Below are 19,778 nucleotides of genomic sequence, written 5' to 3'. Positions count from 1 at the left end.
GCGTGCCCGCCCCGGCCGGGTCAGAACTCCTCGGGCGGGTCCGCCAGGTCCGTCGCCGCCGGCTCCTCCGGCTCGGCCACCCAGGCGGAGAAGACCGGCACCCCGTGCCACGGCCCGCCATTGCGGTCGGTGGCCACCGCGACGACCGCGTACGGGTGGCCGAAGCGCAGCTCCGCGGTGCGGGCGACGCCCTCCGGGGCGAGGCTGGCCAGGGCGAAGGCGGCGGTCACGGCGGCCGCCTCGAAGCCGTACCGGCCGTAGCGGGCCATCGCCGCCTGGCGCGCCTCGAGCCGTGGGGTGGGCTCGCCGAGCAGCCCGCCCAGCGTGCGGACCACCGCGGGGAAGCCCAGCGCCGGGGCGGTCAGGTCGTGCTCGTCCCGCGCCGACCAGCAGGGCAGCACCGCCGTGTGCCGCTCCTCCCGGCCGTCCGGGGCGCGGGTGTGCACCCGCTTCTCCCGTACCGTCCACGCCGGACCGGCGCCGAGCGGCAGCGCGAACAGCGACCGGCGGCCGGCCGGCGTCGCCTCGTCGACCGCCGTGGCGGCCACCTCGTACGCGGCGGCGAGCACGTCGGCCGCGGGGGCCGAGGGGTCGGCGGCGACCGACACCACCACCAGGCCCGCGCCGTCGCGCTCGACGGCGGGCGCGGCGTGCACGGCGACGTCGCCGGCCGGTCCGGTCGCGGCGATCCAGGCCCGGTGGCCGCGCGCGGGAGTGCGGAGCACCCGGTCGAGCCGCCCCGCCCAGGCGCTGGCGCGGCCGAGCTGCCCGGCCGGGGCGAGGTCGAACGGGTCGGCCCAGGAGATCCGGGTGGCCAGGGCGCTGGCCAGCGCCAGCAGCACGTCCGGCGACCGGGTCAGCGGGAACCGGTCGATCAGCCCCAGGGTGTGCTCGCGGGCCCAGGCGTCCAGCCCCGGCTGGTCGGGCAGTGGCCCGGTCGCGGTGGTACGCGGCAGCGTGGCCCGCCACTCGGCCAGCCGCGCGGTGTCGTGGCCGGCCTGCTGCCAGACGGCGGTGGCGGACGGCACCAGCGGGTGGGGCCGGTCCACCAGGGCCCCGGCCAGCTCCGCCGCGGCGGGCGCGCTCACGCCCAGGACGTCCTCCAGCTCGTCCCGGTCGGCGCCGGTCGCGGCCGGCGCGGCCAGCGCCAGCAGCAGCCAGGCGCCGAGCGGTGAGGCGACGTGGTGCCGGTCGCCGGCGCCGGCGTGCAGCCGGGCGGCGTAGCGGGCCAGCGGGGTGTGCAGGGTCGTCGTCATGCCCCTACTGTGCCCATCCCCGGCCCGGTCGGCACCCCCGCTCAGGACCACAGCTCGAACGGCTCGTCGATCTCCTCGCCGGCGAGGAACCGGGGAAGCAGCGCGGGCAGCCGCCCCGGGTAGAAGCGTTCCGTGCTGCCGACCACCTCGTCGACCGTCCACCAGCGGAACCCGAAGTAGTCCTCCACCTCGTAGTCCAGCCGCTCGGCGCCGTCGACGTCCGGCCCGGCGGCGTCGAGCCGTACCGTCATCACCACCTCGTCCTGCAGGTGCCGGCGCTGCCGGTGGATGAAGCTGGCCCGCCGCCGCCAGGCCGGCGGGCCGAGCCGGGCGGCGGTGACCACGAAGCCGGTCTCCTCCCGCAGCTCCCGCACCGCGGTCTCGGCGTACGTCTCGCCGGGATCCATCCCGCCGCCCGGCAGCTCCCACCAGGTGCCGAGGCGGGGATGGTCCGGGTCGCGGGTGTGGAAGAGCAGGACCCGGTCCTGCGCGTCGCGCACCACCAGCCGGACGGCGGTGCGTTCGACGACCGGCAGGTCTCCCGGCAGTTCGATCATGTCTCTCCTTCGGGCGCGTCGACCGGTGGCAGGATGGCGGTCGTGGCGGAGGTCTTCGGCGAGGTCGCGGGCGACTACGACGACGCGCGGCCGGGCTACCCGCCCGCGCTCGCCGAGGCCATCCTCGCCTACCACGGGCGGGTGCCGCCCCGGCTGGTCGAGGTCGGCGCGGGTACCGGCCTGGCCACCGGGCTGCTGGCCCGGCTGGGCGCGCCGGTGACCTGCGTCGAGCCGGACCGACGGATGGCCGCGGTGCTGGCGGCCCGCCACCCGGGGGTCGAGGTCGTGGTGGCCCCCTTCGAGGAGTGGCCGCCGCCGCCCGGCGGGGTGCCCCTGCTGGCCTGCGCGATGGCCTGGCACTGGCTGGACCCGGCGACCCGGTGCCGGCGGGCGCACGACGCGCTCACCCCGGGCGGCACCCTGGCCCTCTTCGCCCACCGCTACGACTACGTCGACCCGGCCCGGGCGGCGGCGCTGCGGGCGGCGTTCGAGTCGGTGGACCCGGACCGGCAGCACGACCGCCCGGACGGCTGGTTCGGCGCGGAGATCGCCGCCAGTGGGCTCTTCGTCGAGGTCCGCACCGAGCGGTTCCGCCGTCCGGTGCCGCTGACCACGGCCGCCTACCAGCGCCTGGTCCGCACCTTCTCGCCGCAGCTGCGCCGCCCGCCGGAGCTGCGGGAGCGGGTGCTGGCGGCGGTCGGTGCGGCGGTGGACGGATTCGGCGGCACGGTGACGCTGGACCTGCGGACCACCCTGGTGCTGGCCCGCCGTCCGCGCTGACCCTCCCGGGCCGGCGCCGCACCGAGCTGCCGCCGCCGCGGTCGCGCCTCGCCCGGCTGTTCAGCTCGGCGTCGCGCCGATCGTGGCGGCCGGTCCGGCCGGCAGCGGATAGGGGCGCTCGTCGGGCAGCAGCGCCGCCGCGGCCCGGTCGTCGCCGGCGTCGAGCAGCGCCCGGATCTCCCGTGCCGTCGCGGTGACGTCGGTCAGCCCGACCACCCACTCGTCGACGTACCGGTCGGCGGCGGCGCGGGCGAGCCCGAGCTGGAGCGACCGGTACGACAGCGGGGCCAGCCGCAGCGACCGCTCCGGATCCCACTGCACCCGCACGTCGCTGCGCTTCAGCTCGCGGGCCCAGGCGGCCCGGTCGGCGTGCCGGGCCGGGTCGGGAGTGCTGGGGCAGGCCCGGCCGAGCGCCCACTCGAAGCCGGCGCGGGTCAGCTCGACCGCCAGCACCCGTTCCTGGCCCGGCTTGGTGGCCCAGCCGCAGCGGTACATCATCCACCGGAACGAGGGCTTGATCCAGGTCATCCGGCCGCGCCGGAACGGCGGGCAGAACCGGCCGGCGGACAGCGCCGCCGCCGCGATCTCCGGCGGGTACGCCTGGTAGACGGTCAGCGTCGTGTCGGTGAAGCGGGCCCGGATCTGCCGCTGGGGAACCTGCACGCTCCGATCCTCGCCACCCGCCCCCTGACCGGTCGAGCGGATTACCCCGCCGGCGGGCCGCGCGCCCGGGCGGCGGTGGGGTTAGGCTGCCGCCCGTGGCAGGTCTGTTGAGGAACGTCGTCGCCCGGCTCAATCGGGCGACCGGAGGCGCGGCCGCGCCGGCCGGTACCGCCGGCCGGATTCCGGCCCAGGTGGCCCGTCGCCGCCAGGTCGGCGTCCTGCAGCGCCGGGAGCTGACGTACGCCCCGGAGCTGGACGGCCGGGCCGACCCGGGTGAGATCGTCTGGACCTGGGTGGCGTACGAGGACGACCCCCGGCAGGGCAAGGACCGCCCGGTGCTGGTGGTCGGCCGGCACAGCCGCACGCTGTTCGGGCTGATGCTCTCCAGCCAGGGCGAGCGTGACGGCCAGCGGCACTGGCTGGCGCTCGGCCCGGGGGAGTGGGACCGTGACCGGCGCCCGAGCTGGGTCCGCCTCGACCGGGTGCTGACCATGCGCGAGGACAGCATCCGGCGCGAGGGCGCGGTGCTGGACCGGGGCCGCTTCGACCGGATCGGCCAGGCCCTGCGCGCCGGCTACGGCTGGCGCTGACGAGGCCGCTCGGCCGAGCCGATTTTGCGTGTTCGTCCTTGACAGGGCACCCCCGACGAGTACATTCAACCTATCGGTTTATAACCCAGGTGGTTGATTACAGTGACCTCACCAGATCAGGTCGGCGCCGTGTTCGCCGCCCTCGCGGATCCGACCCGCCGGGCCATCCTGGCCCGCCTGGCCGCCGGCGAGGCGACGGTCAACGAGGTGGCCGCGCCGTTCCCGATCTCGATGCAGGCGATTTCCAAGCACCTGAACGTGCTGGAGGCGGCGGGGCTGATCGTGCGCACCCGCGAGGCGCAGTGGCGGCGGTGCCGGATCGAGCCGGCGGCGTTGCGGCTCCTCGCCGAGTGGGTCGACCAGTACCGCCGGCTCTGGGACGACCGGTACGACACGTTGGACGGTTACCTGCGAGAGCTGAAGGAGAACAACCATGAACCCGACCGGTGACCTGACCGTCGCGCTGCCCACCGACCGCGAGGTGGTGCTCACCCGGGTCCTCGACGCGCCCCGCGACATGGTCTGGGCGGCGCACACCGACCCCGCGCACCTGGCGCGGTGGTGGGGTCGGGGCAACCCCCTCGACGTCGAGATCGACTTCCGGGTGGGCGGCCGGTACCGGTTCGTCGAGCACGCCCCGGACGGCAACTCCTACGCCTTCCGCGGCGAGTTCCTCGAGATCGCGGCCCCCGAGCGGATCGTGCAGACCTTCGAGTTCGAGGGCGCGCCCGGTCACGTGGCCGTGGAGACGCTCGTCTTCACCGAGCAGGACGGCCGCACGATGGTCTCCGGCACCACCCGCTTCGACACCGCCGCCGAGCGGGACGCGATGGTGGGCTCGGGCATGGAGGAGGGCGCGCGGCAGTCGTACCGGGCGCTGGAGGAGTACCTCGTCACGCTGGTCTGAGCGGCCCCGACGACGTCGGCCGGGTGCTCAGCATTCGGCCAGGCGCGGGCCGTCCAGGAGCTGTCGGGGGGACCGGCGGGCCGTCACGCCCTTCGCCCGGTACATCGCGGCGTCGGCGGCGCAGAGCGCCTCGGCGAGCTGGGTCGGGCCGCTGACCGGCGCCAGGCCGACCGAGGCGGTGACCCGTACGCTGCGCCCGCCCACCGGGATCGGCGCGGCCATCGCCTCGCAGAGCCGGCGGGTGGCGTGGTCGATCCAGCGGCGGTCGACCGACGGGCTGCTCAGCAGGCCGGCGAACTCGTCCCCGCCGAGCCGGGCGACCAGGTTGTCCCCGGCGAAGGCGGTGAGCCGCTGCGCGACGCTGACCAGCACCTGGTCCCCGGCGGCGTGCCCGTAGCGGTCGTTGACCTGCTTGAAGTCGTTGAGGTCGAGCACCACGGCGATCAGCGGCCGCCCGCCGGCGTCGGTGAGCAGCGCGGCGGCGATCCGGTAGAAGGCGCGCCGGTTGGGCAGACCGGTCAGCGGGTCGTGGCTGGCGGCGTGCCGCTCGGCGGCCAGCTCGGCCTGCAAATATTCGATCTCCGCCTCCGCCCGCAGCGCCCGGCGGCGCAGCTGCCACACCGAGACGAGCGCACCCGCCGCGGAGATGCCGGACGCGACGCTCAGCGGATCCGGCACGAGACCTCCCTCGCGGCGTCGGCGGACGGCCCGGGACGCCGGCCGGCGTGCGGTGCCCAGCCGTCGTTCTCCCAGGGGCTGCCCGGGTTGGGGGTAACCGAAAGTGAACGGTCGGGTACCGCACACGTGGGTTATCATGCTCGCTGTCCAATGCAGATGCAATAGCAGATGCACGTGCAGCACGGCATGATCCGGCGTCGCCGTCCTCCCCGCCGCGACACCCTCCACTTGCGACATCGGACGGCTCATCACCGCACAGAAAGACCCCTCATGCAGCAGCCCGAGAACGGCGTACCCGTCACCCAGCTCCCCGAGCTGCGGTGGCAGAAGAGTCGGCGGAGCAACCCCAGCGGCAACTGCGTCGAGCTGGCCGAACTCCCCGGCCGGACGGGCATCGCGGTCCGCAACTCCCGCCATCCCGAGGGTCCCGCGCTGATCTACACAGTGGACGAGATCACGGCGTTCGTCCTCGGCGCCCGTGACGGGGACTTCGACAACCTGATCGATCGATAGTCGGTCCCGCCGGCGGGACCATCTCGGCCGCGCGGAGGAGTTCGATCACCCACCGTCCATGGCATGCTTACACGTCGGTCGGGGGTGGGGCGCCCGGCCGGCGCAAGGCGAGCAGGTGGAGGGCGACGTGGCGATGGCGACCGCGGAAGGGGGTCCGGCAACCGGGCCCACCGTGCTGCGCATGCTGCTCGGCGCCCAGCTACGACGCCTGCGCGAGGCCAGCGGCGTCACCCGCGAGGGCGCCGGCTGGGAGATCCGGGCCTCCGAATCCAAGATCAGTCGGATGGAGCTGGGCCGGGTCGGCTTCAAGGAACGCGACGTCGCCGACCTGCTCACCCTCTACGGGGTCAGCGCCGCCGACGAGCGGGACGCGCTGCTCAAGCTCGCCCGCGACGCCAACAGCCCGGGCTGGTGGCACCGGTACGGCGACGTGCTGCCGAGCTGGTTCCAGGCGTACCTCGGCCTGGAGGCCGCCGCCTCGCTGATCCGCACCTACGAGGTGCAGTTCGTCCCCGGCCTGTTGCAGACCGCCGCGTACGCCCGCGCCGTCGTCCTGCTCGGCCACCGGAACGCCCCGGCCGAGGAGGTCGACCGGCGGGTGGAGCTGCGGCTGCGCCGACAGGAGCTGCTGCGCCGCGCCGCCCCGCCACAGGTGTGGGCGGTGGTCGACGAGGCCGCCCTGCGCCGCCCGATCGGCGGGCCGGCGGTGATGCGCGGCCAACTGGACGCCCTGATCGAGGCCACCCGGTCGCCGCACGTGCGGCTGCAGGTCATCCCGTTCGCCGCGGGCGGGCACGCCGCCGCTGGCGGGGCGTTCACCATCCTGCGGTTCGGCGACGACGACCTGCCCGACATCGTCTACATCGAGCAGCTCACCAGCGCCATCTACCTCGACAAGCGCGACGATCTCGACTACTACGCCGTGGCCATGGAGCGGCTCTGCGTCGAGGCGGCGCCGCCCGAGCGGACGCCGGAGATCCTGGCCCGGCTCCGCGACGAGCTCTACCCGGCGTGACCGTCGCCCGGGGCGACGCGGTGTCCGCGGCTGCCTCTACCATGATCCCGACCGGCGACAGTGGACGGAGGCCATCGCGCGCGATGGCGCAGAGTCATGGAGGCGACACGTGACCACCGAGGCCCCGGGTACCACCACGGACTCCGCCCACCCGAGCGACCGGATCGACACCTCGGTGGCGCACCCCGCCCGGCGCTACAACTACTGGCTCGGCGGCAAGGACAACTTCCAGGCCGACCGGGAATCCGGTGACGCCATCTCGGCCCGCTTCCCGACCATCCGCACCAGCGCCCTGGAGAACCGGCGCTTCCTCCAGCGGGCGGTGCGCCACCTCACCCGCGAGGCCGGGATCCGGCAGTTCCTCGACATCGGCACCGGCATTCCGACCGCCGACAACACCCACGAGGTCGCCCAGCGGCTCGCGCCGGAGTCCCGGGTGGTCTACGTCGACAACGACCCGATCGTGCTGGCCCACGCCCGGGCGCTGCTGACCAGCTCGCCCGAGGGCGCCACCGCCTACATCGACGCCGACCTGCGCGACCCGGAGAAGATCCTGCGCCACCCGGACCTGCTGCGCACCATCGACCTGTCCCAGCCGGTGGGGTTGATGCTGGTGGCGATCCTGCACTTCGTCCCGGACGCCGACGACCCGTACGCGGTGGTGCGCCGCCTGCTGGAGGCACTGCCGCCCGGCAGCTACCTCGCCGCGTCGCACGCCACCCACGAATACCTCCCCCCGGCCGTCGCCGCGGAGGCCAGGGCGGCGGCCCGGGGCGGCGGTCCGCACGGCCTGATCAACCTACGCACCCTCGACGAGTTCACCGGCTTCTTCAAGGGGCTGGAGCTGGTCGAGCCCGGCCTCTGCTCGGTGGCCGAGTGGCGGGCCGAGGCCGAGCCGCAGCCGCGCCCCTCGGTGGCGGAGGTCAGCATGTACGGCGGGATCGCCCGCAAGCCCTGAGCCCGGTTTCCCGAGGAACGGCGTCGGCTGCGGCCGGCGCCGTTCGTCGTGTCGTGTCCGTTCTCCTTGACCGTTCCGAGTCGGTCCGGCTAGTCTCTGAATCGATCCAGACTGAATCGATCCAGAAGGGGGCCCGGGTGCGACCGACACTCCAGGACGTGGCCACGGCGGTCGGTGTGTCACGCAGCACCGTCTCCAACGCGTACTGCCGCCCCGACCAGCTCTCGGCGGCGCTGCGCACCCGGATCCTCGACACCGCCCGGCAGCTCGGCTACCCGGGCCCGAACCCGACGGCCCGCTCGCTGCGGCGGGGCTTCGCCGGCGCGATCGGCGTCCTGTTCACCTCGCAGCTGTCGTACGCCTTCACCGATCCGTTCGCCGTCCGGTTCCTGGCCGGTGTCGCCGCCGCAGCCGAACGGCACGGCACCAGCCTGCTGCTCGTGCCGCTGCCCACCGGGTCGATGCAGGCCAGGGCGGCCGTGGAGAACGCGGCGGTCGACGGATTCTGCGTCTACTGCGCCGCCGACGAGCACTGGGCCCTGGACGTGATCCGCGGTCGCGGGCTGCCCTTCGTCACCACCGCGCCCCCCGCCGACCGGTACGTCGGCATCGACGAGCGGGCCGCCGCCCGGTCCGTCGCCGACCACCTCGTCGGCCTGGGGCACCGCCGGGTGGCGCTGCTCGCCGACACCGTGCTGCCCGAGGCGCCACCGGGGCCGCTGCGGCTCGCCGGTGCCGACGCCGCACCGCATCCGACCACCCGGGGTCGCCTGGCCGGTTTCGCCGACGCCCTGGCCGCGGTCGGCGTCGACTGGCCCGACATCACACTGCTCAACGCCACCGGCAACAGCCGCGCCGCCGGGGCCGAGGCGGTGGCCGGCCGCTTCGCCGGCGACGATCCGCCGACGGCCGTGCTGGCCGCCTCCGACGTGCTCGCGCTCGGCGCCCTGGACGCCCTCGGGGAGCGGGCCGCCACGGTCTCGGTCACCGGCTTCGACGACGTCGCCGAAGCGGCCGCGGCCGGCCTCACCACCGTCCGGCAACCGGCCGAGGAAAAGGGCCGGATCGCCGCCGAACTGCTGCTCGACCCACCGGCCGACGACGCCGCCGGGCAGATCCTGCTCCCGACCGAGCTGGTCGTCCGCACCTCCACCCGCCCCGTACCGAGGAGTTGACCATGGAACAGCCGACCGGCTTCACCCTCGCCATCGACGCGGTCACCCGCCACGTCAACTCGGCCCGCCCCGACGCGCCGGTACGCCCCGAGCGGGCCCGCCGCCACCGCCTCGCGCCCGTCCGGCTCGCCGCCGCGCACGCGCTGCGCCGGCTCGCCGACCTCACGGAGCCGGCGCCCGCGCCCGCCCCGACCTGCCGCCCTTGACCGCCGGGGTGGCCGAGGCCACCCGGTAAGCACCCGGTAGGGTGCTTTTCCGGCCAGACGACGCCCAACCGGGCACCACGGTTGGTGTCCGGCCGGGCGGGCCGGGCAGACTGGAGCATCATGTCGTCGCTCACGCCCGCCACGCGCCTGCACGATCGGTACGTCCTGCGCGCGCCCATCGGCCTCGGCGGAATGTCCGAGGTATGGCGCGCCGACGACGAGGTGCTGCACCGCCCCGTCGCGGTCAAGGCCCTCGCCGCGCAGCTCGCCGCCGACCCGCAGCTGCGGGCCACCATCCAGCGGGAGGCGCGGGCCGCCGCCCGGCTCACCCACCCGCACGTCACCCAGGTCTACGACTACGGCGAGGCGACCCTGCCCGGCGGCGTGGTCGTGCCGTACCTGGTGATGGAGCTGGTCGAGGGGCGCAGCCTCGCCGACCGGCTCACCGCCGGCCCGCTGGCCTGGCCGGACGCGGTCCGCGTGGCCGGTCAGGTGGCGGCCGCGCTCGCCGCCGCGCACCGGATCGGCGTGGTGCACCGCGACGTCAAGCCGGCCAACGTCATGCTCACCGAGACCGGCGCCAAGGTCCTCGACTTCGGCATCGCCGCCCTTGCCGGGCCCCGGCACCCGCTCGCCGGTCAGACCGGCGAGCTGATGATGGGCACCCCCGCCTACTTCGCGCCGGAACGGCTCACGCCCGGCCCGCCGGACCCGGCCAGCGACGTGTACGCCCTCGGCGCGCTGCTCTACCGCACCCTCACCGGCCGGGCTCCGCTACCGGTGCAGACCTGGGAGGACGCCCTGGAGGTGCACGCGCGGCACACCCCGGTGCCGCCGCTGCGGATCCCCGGGCTGCCCGCCGACATCGCCGAGCTCACCATGGCCTGCCTGTCCGTCGACCCGGCCCGCCGGCCCACCGCCGCGCAGCTCGCCGCCCGGCTCGGCGCCGGCCGACCGGCCGAGCCGCCCACCGCGCTGCTGCCGACGGTGCCGACGCCCCCGCAGCCCACCCTCGTCGACCGGTCCGCCGCGGCGCCGCGGCCGCCCGCCGGCCGTCCCGCGCCTCCGGTCGCCGCTCCGCCGCGCCGCCCGAACCGGGCGCTGGGCGTGCTGGTCGCGGCCGGCGTCGCGCTGCTGCTCGGCCTGGTCGGCGTGCTCGTCCTCGACGACGGGCCCGACCACCGCACCCCGGCCGCGCCGATCACCGCGGTGGAGGACGAGCCCACCGTCGAGCCGACCCCGTCGGCCGAGCCGTCCACCGCCCCACCGTCGCGGGACGAACGGCCCGCGCCACGCACGGCGGGGCAGCTCGCCGACGAGTTCGCGGCCCTGCTCGACCGGGCGGAGGCCGCCGGCGACATCGACCCGGAGACCGCCGACGAGCTGCGCGACAAGCTCGGTGAACTGGAGGAGGGCAAGCCCAAGGACCGGCTCAAGCGGCTGCGCGAGCTGGCCGGCCGGCTCGCCGAGGCGGTCGAGCAGGACCGCATCGACGACGACACCGCGTCCGAGCTGCGCGACCTGCTGGCCGGCTGGCCGCGCTCGCGGAGCAACGACTGACCCGGCTCAGACCACCTCGACCGGGTCGCCGACCTCGACCCGACCCGCCCGCACCACCACCGCGTACGCACCGACGCACGGCTGCGGCCCGAGCCCCGGCAGCGGCACCACCCGGTTGAGTCGGGCGGCAGCGCGCAACCCGTCCGGGTCGGGCGGCAGCGGTCCGTGCGCCAGGGTGGGCACCGCGCAGCGCGGGGTGGGCGCCACCACCCCCAGCACCAGTTCGGTTCCGACGCGCAACTCCCGACCCACCCAGCCGTTCTCCACGAAGGCCGGGCCGGCGTCGACAACCAGGTTCGGCCGGTACCGCACCAGGTCGACCGGCCCGAGCGCGGCCAGGGTCGCCGTGGCGACCAGGTGCACCGGCGCGAAGTCGACCAGGCTGCCCGGCGGGGCCGCCCCACCGAGCCGGCTCTGCGTCGTCGGCGTCACCGCCGTCACCCCGGCCGACAGCACCGCGTCCGGGTCGGCCCGTTCCAGCACGGCGTCGTCCGGCACCGCCGCGGTCAGCCGTACCGCCCGGCCGAGCAGCCCGGAGAGGACGTCGGCCGCCCGGTCGTCCGCCGTGCTCAGCAGCGTGCCGTCGGGGAGGGTGAGGCGTACCGGATCGGGGGTGCCGCCGGCCGCGCGGACGGTGAGCAGGCCCCGCCACAGCCGTGGCTGCTTGGCGCTGGCCACCCGCCCGGTGGTCCGGTCCACGAGGGCGAGCCGGCGGTCCCCGGCCACGCCCCGCTCGTCGACCGTCGCGGCGGTCAGCGGCTCACCGAGCATCGACTTCACCGGGTAGCGCCAGAGCTGCCGGAGCCCGCCGGTCACCCGGGGGCCGTCCGCACCCGGGCCGCGGCCTGCGCGACCCGCCCCGGGTCGAGCGGCCCCGTACGCACGCGCAGGTTGATCGCCGGGTCCAGCAGCCGGACCGGCCCGGTCTCCGCCAGGAACGCCGTCAGCAGCTCGCCGGCAGGCGCGGCGAACGGCGAGGCCGGGTCGGTGACCACCTCCGCGATGATCAGCGCGGTCATCGCCAGATCCAGCTCCGGTGGGCCCTCGCGGGCGCTGCCCCAGTCGATGACCACCGGCCCGTCAGCGGTGACGATGACGTTCTGCGGATGCAGATCCAGGTGCAGGACCCGGGCGGCCGGATCGGGGGAGCGCCGCGCGCGCAGGGCGTGCAGCCGGTGGTGCAGGGTGGCCAGGATCCGGGCGCCGGAGCGGATGTCGGCGACGCCGGTGACGAGCGCCTCGGCCAGCGTCGGCCCGGCCAGCCGGGACATCTCCAGGTCGGGTCCGTCGGCCCGGAACACCTCAGGCACCGGGTAGCCCTGCCCGCGCAGGTACGCCATCAGCTCCGCCTCGGCGCGGACGTCGCCACCGTCGCGATTGCGGCGGATCACCCGGTCCGCGCCGAGGGCGTACACGTCGGCGTCCCGGCCGGAGGCGAGCGGCGTGGCGGCGGGCACCGGCCCACGGTAACCGGCGGCCCCCGTTCCGCGTGGCCCGCCCGCGCGGCCACACCGGTCCGGCCGGCCGCAGGCGCGGGGTCGACGGCCGACCGTGGTCAGTGGAGGGTGGCGCGGGCGACCTCGCCGGGCGCGGCGCCGGCGCGGACCACCGGCGTGCCGTCGGGCCGCCACACCCCGGAGCCGCCGGCGCTGCGCGGGTAGTGCCGGCCGGACGGCCCGGCGAAGCTGGCGGTCGCCACCCACACGCCGTGCTCGGCGGCGACCCGCCGGGCCCGCGCGTCCGGCACCGCCGCGTCCGCGGGCGCCTCCAGCACCCCGGCCAGGTACGCGTCGACGCCGAGCGCCACGGTCCGCGCCGCGTGCTCCACCACCCCGGTGTCCTTGCAGATGGCCAGGCCCAGCCGCCAGCCGTCCACCTCGACCACCGCCGGCTCCCGGCCCGCCACGAACCGCGCGGCCTCCGCCCCACCCAGAAACATCTTCCGGTACGCCACCCGCGCGCCGCCCCCGTCCACGGCCAGCACACCGATGTACGCCGCGCCGGCGTCGTCGGCGACCGGTGCCCCGGCCAACGCCAGCGTGCCCGTCGCCAGGCACGCCGCGACCAGTGGCGCCAGCCGGGGGTCGGCCGGGTCGAGCGGGGGAGCGTCCAGCTCGTACCCGGTCAGGGAGAGCTCGGGGAAGAGCACCACCCGGGCGTCGGCGGCGCGGACCAGCGCGGCGTGCGCCGCCACGTTGGCGGCGACGTCGTACGGGACGCAGTGGGGCTGGGCCACCGCGAGGGTGAGTGGCGTACGCACGGGTGGGCTCCCTTGCTGGATCGGCTCGGCGCGGGTGCCGGACGTGGTCGATGCGCGCGTCGGCTCGTAACTTTGGTCCATGATCCCTGGCTCTCTGGCGCTCAACCCCCGCGCGGTCGTGTCCACCTCCGAACCGTCCGCGGAAGGGCCGGTCGGCTATGTCACCGGACTGGTGGAGCGGCTCGGCGGCCCGGGCGCCGGGCTGGCCGTGGCGCTGGAGAACCTCTTCCCGCCGATCCCGAGCGAGGTCATCCTTCCGCTGGCCGGCTTTGCCGCCGCGCAGGGAAAGATCAGCCTCGTCGGGGCGATCCTGTGGACCACGCTCGGCTCGGTGGTCGGCGCGTGGGTGCTGTACCTGATCGGCGCCGCCCTGGGCCGTGACCGGATGCGCGCCATCGCGGCCCGGCTGCCGCTGGTCAAGCTCAGCGACGTCGACCGGACCGAGGCGTGGTTCCTCAAGCACGGGGTCAAGGCGGTGTTCTTCGGGCGGATGATCCCCATCTTCCGCAGCCTCATCTCCGTGCCGGCCGGGGTGGAACGGATGCCGGTCCGCACCTTCCTGCTGTACACGACCTTGGGCAGTCTGATCTGGAACACCACCTTCGTGCTGGCCGGCTACCTGCTAGGCGAGAACTGGCACGTGGTCGAGTCGTACGTCGGTTCGTTCCAGAAGCTGGTCATCGCCGCCTGCGTGGCCGCCGCGGTCTGGTTCGTCGTCACCCGCGTACGCCGTGCCCGCCAGGCCCGCAGCTCCGCCGTTTCGTCCCCCGACCCGTTCGACCCGGCGCCGTCAGCCGGGCCGGTGCAGGTCGGCGAGGTGAGCGGTCACCGGGGCACCGTCTACCGCGCCTCCTCCTGGCGCCCCGACGCCTGACCCCAGCCGACGGCCCCTTGCCCTGGACGGCGTTCCCGCGGCTCGCCAAGGCCCGCCCGTCGCGCCCGGTCTGGAGCGGTGCCCGCGGTTCGGACTCCAACGCGCGGTCTGCGGCGTGTCGCGAGTTCCCGCGCCCGCGGGAATCCGACGCGCGGTTTGCGGCGTGTCGCGGGTTCCTGCGCCCGCGTCACCGCGACACACCGCAAACGGTGCAGCCGAAAACGCGGCACTCATCGTGGCGCCCGGCGAAGGCCGGGAGGGGACGACTGGCGCCTGCACCACTCCAAGGGCCTATGCGCGGATTGTTCGATTCGGTGCGGGCGCGCCCAGCTGGCTGGCCAGGCGCTCATGCATGGACTGTCCGATTCTGGTGCCGGCTGGGGTGCCGTCCGATGTCCGGGTCTGGGCCGGCGAGTGGCGGGTCGTCCCGTGACCGGGGGCACCCTGGCGGTGGAATGGTGGCCGGGCCGGTGTCGTTACATCACCTGGACGATCGCAGCAGCACCCCGCTGGCCTGGCCCGATCAAGTGGGCCGCCCGGGGTGCCCGGCCCCGGAATGACGACGGGCCCCGGGTCGTTACATCACCTGGACGATCGCAGCAGCACCCCGCTGGCCTGGCCCGAACGCGTGGCCGGCCCGGGATGCGGGCCCCCGGAATGATGGTGGGCCGCCGGTCGTTACACATGGACCCGGCGCCGTGAGCCCCCCGCTCGCGAAGCCCGCCGGGCGAAGACTTTCCCCTGATCTTTGAGCGCCTTGTCGTGGTGCTTGCGCCCGCTCGACCCCCGTCGGGTCTGGGTGCCAACCCCCGAATGGAGCCACTCTGATGAACACGACCATTCTGCGTAAGAGCGTTCTGGGTATCGCTGGTCTGGCCTTCGCCGGTGGCGTCTTCGCCGGCCCGGTCACCGAGGCCCACGCCACCCCGGCCATGGACGCCAAGGCTGTTGCTGTGGTGCAGGCCGACAAGCCGGGTGTGGACAAGGGCAAGCTGATCCCGCACGGTGTGCAGGGCAAGCAGTCGCGCATCGACCTGGGCAGCGAGCAGACGGCGAACGTGAAGGCGATCATCGCGGCGACGAAGAAGTCGGGTATGGACGAGCGGGCCGCCGTGGTGGCGATCGCCACCGCGCTGCAGGAGTCGAAGCTGGAGAACCTGGGCCACCTGGGTGACCGCAACGACCACGACTCGCAGGGCCTGTTCCAGCAGCGTCCGTCCAGCGGTTGGGGCACGGTCGAGCAGATCACCGACCCGGAGTACAGCACGATGGCGTTCCTGAAGGGTCTGAAGCAGGTCGACGGTTGGCAGGACATGCCGCTGACCAAGGCCGCGCAGACCGTGCAGGTCTCGGCCTACCCGGACCACTACGCGCAGTGGGAGCAGCAGGCCGCCGACCTGGTCGCCAAGCACTGGAACTGAGCGCGCTTCAACGACTGCTGATCGCATCTGAACGACACGCTGGCCGGCATCCCCGAGCGGGGTGCCGGCCAGCGGCATATCGGCCCGGGAACCAGCCCCCTGTCCGAGCGAATCTTGGACACTTACCGTTCCGTCGGAACGACAACTGTCCAAGATCGCCCCGGACCAGACCCGACCACCCCTGTTGATCATGAGGTTGGCAGCGGTGAAGGAGATCCACTCCGCTGCCAACTTCATGATCAACGCATCTCGGTCGGGGGAGCGCGGCGCGGTCGGCGACGGCGGGCCCAGGGAGGGGTGTGGGGGCGCGAGGCCCGCGCGGAGGCTGTCGACGGCGGGGTGTGGCCCGCCGTGACCGGCGCAGGGATCAAGCCTGACCGCCCGGAGCCGGGCACGGCGGGCCACACCCCACCCACCGACCACCGCAACGCACGGGGCAGCGAGCGACACCGGCAACCGTTGCCTTCAAACGGCCAGCCCCAACCCAACGAGCCCCACCCGAAGAACGAGCCGCAAGCACCCGGCCAGCAGAAAGAGCAGGCTCCCACCCCCGCAGCGGTGATCCGTTCCGACCCGGGTTACGTACTGCCCGGCGGGGACCGTGAAAGGGGAGCACCATGGCGGAGCCGGACCGGCACGACCATCCGACGACAGAGGGCACGGGGGAGGGCTGGGAGCCGGTCGTCGTGGTGACCGGTGGGCCGCCGCCGGACGGTCCGTCCTGGCCGCGCGGCGCCCGCCTGCTGACCGCCGCCGCGATCGTGGTGCTGGCGCTGGGCGCGCTCGCGGTGACAGTCACCCTGGCCAACCCGGACCGGCTCGGCGTGGCCTTCTCCGGTGGACGGGGTGCCGCGCCGTCGGTCACCGTCGCCGCCGAGCCGGGCGGCGCGGGCGCGGTTGAGGCCGCACAGGCGGCGGAGGAGGCGCAGGCGGCCGCCGAGGAGAGCCTGACCGCGCCGGTGGCCGGCCGCCGTCGGGCGACGTTCGAGCTGGTCGACGGGGTGAGCGCGTTCCGGCTGCGTACCGCGGAACTCGGCGACGAGCTCTACCGGATCAGCAGCCCCGGTGACTCCGGGGTGGTGCCGCGGCCCGAGCTACTCGGGGACCGGGTCCGGTTGCGCCTTACCGCCAGCGGTCGGTCCGGGGCGGGATCGGTCGACGTGGTGCTCAACTCGCGGCTGGTGTGGCGGCTCCGCCTGGTGGGCGGGGTCAGCGCACACCAGCTCGACCTGGGGGAGGCCCGGCTGGCCGGGGTGGACCTGGTCGGCGGGGCGTCGCGCATCGACCTGAGTCTGCCGCCCACCGTCGGCACCCTGACGGTGCGGATGACCGGCGGCGTCAGCCAGTTCACGCTCCGGGCGCCGGGCGCGCCGCCGGTCCGGGTCCGCGCCGCCTCCGGCGCCGGCGGCGTCACCGTGTACGACGATCGGCACGACGGCCTCGCCGTCGGGGAGACGGTCAGCTCGCCGAACTGGGACCGCTCGGTCGACCGGATCTACGTCGACCTGGTGGGTGGCGCCAACCGGGTCACGATCGGCGCCGAGTAGGGGCGCGGGCCACCGACAGCGCCAACGCGATCAAGCGGCGCACCTGGAAGCGGCTGTGCTCCCCGGTCGAGAGCGCCGAAGCCGACGTTGATGCGCGCGGACCGGGATCACCGTACGGCCGGGCGAGCCGGGACGATGGCAGGGCGGCAGCGACGACGGTGGAGTGGACCACGGGAACCGGGCCACCCTCGGTGCGCGAGCCCACCGTCGGCATAGAGTCGGGCGGTGGACCGTACCGAATCGTTGCCGGCACAGACCCGACCGCCCGGCGTGGCCCCGGTCGATCCGGGCAGCGTGCTGCTGCCCGGCCACGACGTGCCGCTGGGGCGTTACACGACCGTGCGGCGGCTGCTGCCGCAGCGTCAGCGCCGGCTGGTCGGCGCGTGGTGCTTCGTCGACCACTTCGGCCCGGACGACGTCGCCGAGCGGCCCGGGATGGAGGTGCCGCCGCACCCGCACACCGGCCTGCAGACGGTCACCTGGCTGCTGGAGGGCGAGATCGTGCACCGGGACAGCCTCGGCAGCGTCCAGCCGATCCGCCCCGGCCAGCTCAACGTGATGACCTCGGGGCACGGCATCGCGCACTCCGAGCGGTCGCCCGCCACGCACCCGCCGGTGATGCACGGCGTGCAGCTGTGGGTGGCGCTGCCGGACCCGGCGCGGGCCGGCGCCGCCGACTTCGCCCACCACGCCGAGCTGCCCCGCTGGCGCGACGGCGAGCTCGACCTCACCCTGCTCGTCGGCGAGCTGCGCGGCGAACGTTCGCCGGCCGTGGTGCACACCCCGCTGCTCGGCGTCGAGCTCGAGGCCCGCGACGCGGCGACGGCGACGCTGCCGCTGCGACCCGATTTCGAGTACGGCCTGTTGGCGATGTCCGGCGCGGCGCAGGTCGACGGCCTGGACCTCGCCCCCGGCGCGCTGCTCTACCTGGGCGCCGGCCGGGACCGGCTGGACCTGCGGGCCGACGCGGGCAGCCGGCTGATGCTGCTCGGCGGTGAGCCGTTCGACGAGCCCCTGGTCATGTGGTGGAACTTCGTCGGCCGGTCGCACGAGGAGGTGGCCGCCGCCCGGGAGGACTGGATGGCCGGCCGGCGGTTCGGGGTCGTCGCCGACGACGCTGCCCCGCCGCTGCCCGCCCCGGAGATGCCGACCACCCGGCTCAAGGCGCGCGACCGGCGCGGCGACGTCCGGGGCTGACCGGCAGGCGTGTCCTGCGTCGGGGCGGGTAGTCGCGGGGCATGACCCGCAGTGTGATGACCGAGGACAGGAAGACCGAGGACAGGAAGCGGCTGGTACGTCGGCTCGCCGGCGCCGGCCGTGGTTTCGCCGAGCAGTACGGCTTCCGGGTGACCAACAACCCGTCGAGTCTGTTCCAGCTGCTCTGCCTGGCCGTGCTGCTGGCCCGCCGGGGTGACTTCCGGCGTGCCCTGGACAGTGCCCACGCCCTGCCTGACAACGGCTGGGACAGCGCCGCCCGGCTGGCCCGCTCGCTGCACGCCGACCGGACCCGCGTGCTGCGCGAGGCCGGTCAGCGCGGCGACGTCGACGAGCTGGCGAATCTCCTGGGCGACCTGGCCCGTACCGTCGTCGAGCGGTACCGGGGCGACCTGCGCCGGTTGCGCGCGTCGGCCGGGCACGACCCGGGTCGGGAGCGGGCGCTGCTCACCGAGCTGCCCGGAGTGGACGACACGGTCGCCGACCTGTTCCTGCGCGAGACGCAGGCGCTGTGGCGGGAGGTCGCGCCGGTGGCGGACAAGCGGGCGTTGACCGCCGCCCGCCGGCTGGGGCTCGGGCGTTCCGCCGACGACCTGGCCGAGCTGGCCGGCAGCGGCGAGTCGGAGCGGTTGGCGTGGCTGGTCGGCGCGCTGGCCCGGGTCGACCTGGAGCAGCGGTACGCCGAGGTGACCCGCTGAGCCACGGGTGCCGTGGCCCACAGTCTTGGCAAAATCAGCCGTACGGGTGATGTCATATCGTATGATGATCGTGGCAGCGATGCCCGCCCGGTTCGGGCGAACATCCACCGCTTGGCGGTACGCGACCCGGTTCGGGCGTGGACCCGCCAGGGACAGGTACGCGTGGCGCCCCAGGTCGCGGTTCGTGACCCGGGGCGCCCGCCTGTTTCCCCCAGCCGAGCCTCGGACTTCACCGGGCCAACGTGGCCAGCAGGTTCACCGTCGCGGCGATGATGATCGCCCCGAACAGGTACGACAGCAGCGCGTGCCCCAGCACCGTCCGGCGCATCTCGTGGCTGGTCAGGTTGGTGTCGGAGACCTGGAACGTGGCCCCGATGGTGAACGCCACGTACGCGAAGTCGAGATAGCAGGGCTTGCCGGGCTGGTGGAAGTCCACCCCACCGTCCGGGCCGGTGTAGTAGATCCGCGCGTACCGGGCGGTGTAGACGGTGTGCACCACGCACCAGGACAGCAGCACGCTGGCCATGGCGAGCGCGCCCGAGGCGTCCCGGTACACGCCCGGCTGCGCGGTACGCGCGTTGGTCAGCACCAGCGCGACCGCCAGCAGACTGGCCAGGCAGGCGATCAGCAGCAGGACGTCCCGGACGGCCCGGTTGGGGTCCTCGTACACGGCCAGCGCCGCGGTGCGCCCGGCGTCCAGCGGCCAGAGCGTCCGCCAGACCAGCAGCAGCCAGCACAACGCCGCGGCGTCCCAGCCCACCAGCGGAGCCAGGCCGGGGGAGACCAGCGCGGCGAACAGCCCGCCGGCGCACAACCCGACCACGCCCATCACGGTGAGCTGGACGGCGGCCGGGGTGTGCCCGTGCGGCGTCCGACCGGTCACGGGTGGTACCTCGGCGGCCCGG

Annotated in this window: 23 protein-coding genes; 15 read left to right on the top strand and 8 right to left on the bottom strand. The window is 75.0% G+C overall.

Annotated elements, in window-relative coordinates; all coding sequences use genetic code 11:
* Positions 1-20: 20 nt before the first annotated feature.
* Both ACTMTB_RS22830 and ACTMTB_RS22825 read right to left on the bottom strand, forming a co-directional pair.
* Positions 21-1,256, bottom strand: coding sequence for a hypothetical protein (locus tag ACTMTB_RS22830; protein ID WP_441148284.1), 1,236 nt, complete (start codon positions 1,254-1,256; stop codon positions 21-23).
* Between the two features lie 41 nt (positions 1,257-1,297).
* On the bottom strand, positions 1,298-1,813 hold the full coding sequence (locus ACTMTB_RS22825; protein WP_441148283.1) for an NUDIX hydrolase: 516 nt from the start codon (positions 1,811-1,813) through the stop codon (positions 1,298-1,300).
* A gap of 33 nt (positions 1,814-1,846) precedes the next feature.
* On the opposite strand from ACTMTB_RS22825, the gene ACTMTB_RS22820 reads away from it, so the two are divergent.
* The gene (locus ACTMTB_RS22820; protein ID WP_441148282.1) at positions 1,847-2,593 is read left to right on the top strand and encodes a class I SAM-dependent methyltransferase; all 747 of its coding nucleotides are present in this window, start codon (positions 1,847-1,849) and stop codon (positions 2,591-2,593) included.
* A 60-nt stretch (positions 2,594-2,653) separates the two neighbouring features.
* On the opposite strand, the gene ACTMTB_RS22815 is transcribed toward ACTMTB_RS22820, so the two are convergent.
* Positions 2,654-3,256: a DUF4291 domain-containing protein gene (locus ACTMTB_RS22815; RefSeq protein WP_441148281.1), complete on the bottom strand. Its 603-nt coding sequence runs from the start codon at positions 3,254-3,256 to the stop codon at positions 2,654-2,656.
* Between the two features lie 95 nt (positions 3,257-3,351).
* Here ACTMTB_RS22815 and ACTMTB_RS22810 point away from each other — a divergent pair, with 95 nt between their 5' ends.
* From ACTMTB_RS22810 to ACTMTB_RS22800, 3 genes are all read left to right on the top strand, one after another.
* Positions 3,352-3,846: a type II toxin-antitoxin system PemK/MazF family toxin gene (locus ACTMTB_RS22810; RefSeq protein ID WP_441148280.1), complete on the top strand. Its 495-nt coding sequence runs from the start codon at positions 3,352-3,354 to the stop codon at positions 3,844-3,846.
* Positions 3,847-3,948: 102 nt separating this feature from the next.
* Positions 3,949-4,296 (top strand): ArsR/SmtB family transcription factor, encoded by a 348-nt coding sequence (locus ACTMTB_RS22805; protein ID WP_280837688.1) that lies wholly within the window; start codon positions 3,949-3,951, stop codon positions 4,294-4,296.
* On the top strand, positions 4,280-4,753 hold the full coding sequence (locus ACTMTB_RS22800; protein WP_441148279.1) for an SRPBCC family protein: 474 nt from the start codon (positions 4,280-4,282) through the stop codon (positions 4,751-4,753). The genes ACTMTB_RS22805 and ACTMTB_RS22800 overlap by 17 nt, the downstream gene beginning before the upstream one ends.
* Before the next feature lie 27 nt (positions 4,754-4,780).
* Here the strand turns inward: ACTMTB_RS22800 and ACTMTB_RS22795 are convergent, their stop codons facing one another.
* Positions 4,781-5,431: a GGDEF domain-containing protein gene (locus ACTMTB_RS22795; protein ID WP_441148278.1), complete on the bottom strand. Its 651-nt coding sequence runs from the start codon at positions 5,429-5,431 to the stop codon at positions 4,781-4,783.
* 270 nt (positions 5,432-5,701) lie between these two features.
* On the opposite strand from ACTMTB_RS22795, the gene ACTMTB_RS22790 reads away from it, so the two are divergent.
* The 6 genes from ACTMTB_RS22790 (at position 5,702) to ACTMTB_RS22765 (ending at position 10,858) form a co-directional block, all read left to right on the top strand.
* On the top strand, positions 5,702-5,944 hold the full coding sequence (locus ACTMTB_RS22790; protein ID WP_441148277.1) for a DUF397 domain-containing protein: 243 nt from the start codon (positions 5,702-5,704) through the stop codon (positions 5,942-5,944).
* 127 nt (positions 5,945-6,071) lie between these two features.
* Positions 6,072-6,959, top strand: coding sequence for a helix-turn-helix domain-containing protein (locus ACTMTB_RS22785; protein ID WP_441148276.1), 888 nt, complete (start codon positions 6,072-6,074; stop codon positions 6,957-6,959).
* Positions 6,960-7,068: 109 nt separating this feature from the next.
* Positions 7,069-7,917, top strand: a complete 849-nt coding sequence (locus ACTMTB_RS22780; RefSeq protein ID WP_441148275.1) for an SAM-dependent methyltransferase — start codon at positions 7,069-7,071, stop codon at positions 7,915-7,917.
* Positions 7,918-8,054: 137 nt separating this feature from the next.
* The gene (locus tag ACTMTB_RS22775; RefSeq protein ID WP_441148274.1) at positions 8,055-9,092 is read left to right on the top strand and encodes a LacI family DNA-binding transcriptional regulator; all 1,038 of its coding nucleotides are present in this window, start codon (positions 8,055-8,057) and stop codon (positions 9,090-9,092) included.
* Between the two features lie 2 nt (positions 9,093-9,094).
* Complete coding sequence (locus ACTMTB_RS22770; protein ID WP_154937752.1) at positions 9,095-9,298, top strand: hypothetical protein; 204 nt, start codon at positions 9,095-9,097, stop codon at positions 9,296-9,298.
* Positions 9,299-9,418: 120 nt separating this feature from the next.
* Positions 9,419-10,858, top strand: a complete 1,440-nt coding sequence (locus ACTMTB_RS22765) for a serine/threonine-protein kinase (RefSeq protein ID WP_441148273.1) — start codon at positions 9,419-9,421, stop codon at positions 10,856-10,858.
* A gap of 6 nt (positions 10,859-10,864) precedes the next feature.
* Here ACTMTB_RS22765 and ACTMTB_RS22760 read toward each other — a convergent pair whose 3' ends face one another.
* The 3 genes from ACTMTB_RS22760 to ACTMTB_RS22750 form a co-directional block, all read right to left on the bottom strand.
* Positions 10,865-11,674: an MOSC domain-containing protein gene (locus ACTMTB_RS22760; RefSeq protein WP_441148272.1), complete on the bottom strand. Its 810-nt coding sequence runs from the start codon at positions 11,672-11,674 to the stop codon at positions 10,865-10,867.
* Positions 11,671-12,315, bottom strand: coding sequence for a phosphotransferase (locus ACTMTB_RS22755; RefSeq protein WP_441148271.1), 645 nt, complete (start codon positions 12,313-12,315; stop codon positions 11,671-11,673). The genes ACTMTB_RS22760 and ACTMTB_RS22755 overlap by 4 nt, the downstream gene beginning before the upstream one ends.
* Positions 12,316-12,413: 98 nt before the next feature.
* Positions 12,414-13,118, bottom strand: a complete 705-nt coding sequence (locus ACTMTB_RS22750) for a carbon-nitrogen hydrolase family protein (RefSeq protein ID WP_441148270.1) — start codon at positions 13,116-13,118, stop codon at positions 12,414-12,416.
* 79 nt (positions 13,119-13,197) lie between these two features.
* Between ACTMTB_RS22750 and ACTMTB_RS22745 the strand changes: the two genes are divergently transcribed.
* The 5 genes from ACTMTB_RS22745 (at position 13,198) to ACTMTB_RS22725 (ending at position 18,873) form a co-directional block, all read left to right on the top strand.
* Positions 13,198-13,992: a DedA family protein gene (locus tag ACTMTB_RS22745; RefSeq protein WP_441148269.1), complete on the top strand. Its 795-nt coding sequence runs from the start codon at positions 13,198-13,200 to the stop codon at positions 13,990-13,992.
* Between the two features lie 827 nt (positions 13,993-14,819).
* Complete coding sequence (locus ACTMTB_RS22740; RefSeq protein WP_441148268.1) at positions 14,820-15,413, top strand: hypothetical protein; 594 nt, start codon at positions 14,820-14,822, stop codon at positions 15,411-15,413.
* A 617-nt stretch (positions 15,414-16,030) separates the two neighbouring features.
* On the top strand, positions 16,031-16,960 hold the full coding sequence (locus ACTMTB_RS22735; protein WP_441148267.1) for a hypothetical protein: 930 nt from the start codon (positions 16,031-16,033) through the stop codon (positions 16,958-16,960).
* A gap of 225 nt (positions 16,961-17,185) precedes the next feature.
* Entirely contained in the window at positions 17,186-18,157 is a 972-nt protein-coding gene (locus tag ACTMTB_RS22730; RefSeq protein WP_280837675.1) for a pirin family protein, read from the top strand.
* A gap of 41 nt (positions 18,158-18,198) precedes the next feature.
* On the top strand, positions 18,199-18,873 hold the full coding sequence (locus ACTMTB_RS22725; protein WP_441148266.1) for a hypothetical protein: 675 nt from the start codon (positions 18,199-18,201) through the stop codon (positions 18,871-18,873).
* 229 nt (positions 18,874-19,102) lie between these two features.
* Here ACTMTB_RS22725 and ACTMTB_RS22720 read toward each other — a convergent pair whose 3' ends face one another.
* Entirely contained in the window at positions 19,103-19,756 is a 654-nt protein-coding gene (locus tag ACTMTB_RS22720; RefSeq protein ID WP_280837673.1) for a DUF1345 domain-containing protein, read from the bottom strand.
* Positions 19,757-19,778: the final 22 nt, after the last annotated feature.

The sequence above is a fragment of the Micromonospora sp. L32 genome (genome assembly GCF_052068055.1).
Lineage (GTDB): Bacteria > Actinomycetota > Actinomycetes > Mycobacteriales > Micromonosporaceae > Micromonospora > Micromonospora purpureochromogenes.
The sequence above is the reverse complement of the archived record's forward strand: the minus strand, read 5'-3'. Positions and strand labels throughout refer to the sequence as shown.